Genomic DNA, 2,009 nt, shown 5'->3' with positions numbered 1-2,009 from the left:
AGCCCCGACGGTCCCAGCCCCGACGGTCCCAACCCTGCGACCGACAGCCCTGCGACCGGCGGCCCCGCGACCGGCATCAGCCCCGCGACCGAAGCCGTCGCACCGGGCGCCGGTCCGGCCGCCGACGGGCTGCTGGGTCCCTCCGACATCCGTGAGCTGGCCTCGGTGCTGGGCGTCCGCCCCACCAAGCAGCGCGGCCAGAACTTCGTGATCGACCCCAACACGGTGCGCCGGATCGTCCGCGCCGCCGGGGTGCGGCCGGACGACGCGGTGATGGAGATCGGTCCGGGTCTCGGCTCGCTGACCCTGGCGCTGCTGGCGGCTGCGGGGCATGTCACCGCCGTCGAGATCGACGACGTGCTGGCCGCCGCGCTGCCCGCCACCGTGGCCGCCCGGCAGCCGGAGCGCGTCGGCCGGTTCTCGCTGGTGCACGCGGACGCGATGCGCGTCACGGAGCTTCCCGGTCCGGCGCCGACGGCGATGGTGGCGAACCTGCCGTACAACGTCGCCGTGCCGGTGCTGCTGCACATCCTGGCGGAGTTCCCCTCCATCGAGCGGACGCTGGTGATGGTCCAGTCCGAGGTGGCCGACCGGCTGGCGGCGCCGCCGGGGTCCCGGGTGTACGGGGTGCCGTCGGTGAAGGCCGCCTGGTACGCGGACACCCGTCGCGCGGGTGCCATCGGCCGGAACGTCTTCTGGCCGGCGCCCAACGTCGACTCCGGGCTGGTCTCGCTGGTGCGGCGGGAGCCGCCGTCGACGACGGCCTCGCGGCGTGAGGTGTTCGCGGTGGTGGACGCGGCGTTCGCGCAGCGCCGGAAGACGCTGCGGTCGGCCCTGTCCGGCTGGGCCGGATCGCCGGCCGCAGCCGAGGCGGCGCTGACCGCCGCCGGGGTCTCCCCGCAGGCGCGCGGGGAGGCGCTGACCGTCGAGGAGTTCGCACGCATCGCGGAGCACGGCCCCGCGCACCAGGCCGGGGAGGCCGCATGACCACCGCCCGCAGCAGCGCCGCCCAGGACGGAACCGGGGGAACGGCCGCCACCGCCATGACCGCCATGACCGCCTCCACCGCCGTCGCGACGGCCCCGGCCAAGGTCAACGTCCAGCTGGTCGTCGGCGGCGCCCGTGCCGACGGCTACCACGACCTGGCCAATGTCTTCCTGGCCGTGGACCTCCACGACCGGGTGAGCGCCACCGAGGCCGACACCATGCGGCTGACCTGCACCGGGCCGGGCGCCGAGCTGGTGCCGCTGGACGCCACCAACCTGGCCTGGCGCGCCGCGGAACTGCTGGCCGCGCACCACGGCCGTACCGCCGCCGTCCATCTGCACATCGACAAGGACATCCCGGTCGCAGGCGGCATGGCGGGCGGCAGCGCCGACGCTGCGGCCGCGCTGCTGGCCTGCGACGCGCTGTGGGGCACGGCGACCCCGCGTGAGGAGCTGCTGTCGCTCTGCGCAGAGCTGGGCTCGGACGTGCCGTTCTCGCTGGTGGGCGGCGCCGCGCTGGGGCGTGGCCGGGGCGAGGTGCTGACCGGTCTGGAGGTCGGCGGCACCTTCCACTGGGTGTTCGCGCTGGCGGACGGCGGACTGTCGACGCCGAGCGTCTACCGCGAGTGCGACCGGCTGCGGGGGGACCGTCCCGTGCCGGAGCCCGACCCGGCGCCCGGCCTGGCGGCGGCGCTGCGTGACGGCGACGCCGTGGCGCTCGCCGCGGTGGTCTCCAACGACCTGCAGGAGTCGGCGCTGTCGCTGCGGCCCGCGCTGGCGGCGACGCTGGCGGCCGGCACGGAAGCCGGGGCGCTGGCCGCGCTGGTCTCCGGGTCGGGCCCGAGCTGCGCGTTCCTGGCGGCCGACGCGGAGGCCGCCCACCGGGTGGCCGCCGCGCTGGAGGAGTCGGGGACGTGCCGGGCGGCCCGTGTCACCACCGGCCCGGTGCCCGGCGCCCGCGTGCACTGAGCGCACCGCGCGCTCCAACCCGCGCCCCCGTCGCGCGCCCACGCGGCCCGCGCC

2 protein-coding genes are annotated in these 2,009 nt (G+C 77.1%); both read left to right on the top strand.

The features are described 5' to 3' along the window. Positions 1-75: 75 nt before the first annotated feature. Complete coding sequence (gene rsmA / locus E0D90_RS25290; protein WP_103502119.1) at positions 76-987, top strand: 16S rRNA (adenine(1518)-N(6)/adenine(1519)-N(6))-dimethyltransferase RsmA; 912 nt, start codon at positions 76-78, stop codon at positions 985-987. Positions 988-1,052: 65 nt separating this feature from the next. Beyond that, positions 1,053-1,955 carry a 4-(cytidine 5'-diphospho)-2-C-methyl-D-erythritol kinase gene (locus E0D90_RS25285; protein WP_130800243.1) on the top strand — a complete coding sequence of 301 codons (903 nt, stop codon included), beginning with the start codon at positions 1,053-1,055 and terminating at the stop codon, positions 1,953-1,955. The last annotated feature ends 54 nt before the right edge of the window (positions 1,956-2,009 follow it).

The sequence above is a fragment of the Streptomyces otsuchiensis genome (assembly GCF_004305975.1).
Lineage (GTDB): Bacteria > Actinomycetota > Actinomycetes > Streptomycetales > Streptomycetaceae > Streptomyces > Streptomyces otsuchiensis.
The sequence above is the reverse complement of the archived record's forward strand: the minus strand, read 5'-3'. Positions and strand labels throughout refer to the sequence as shown.

Coding starts and splice junctions, on each gene's coding strand:
- E0D90_RS25285 (WP_130800243.1), top strand. CDS start 1,053: ATGACCGCCTCCACCGCCGTCGCGACGGCCCCGGCCAAGGTCAACGTC.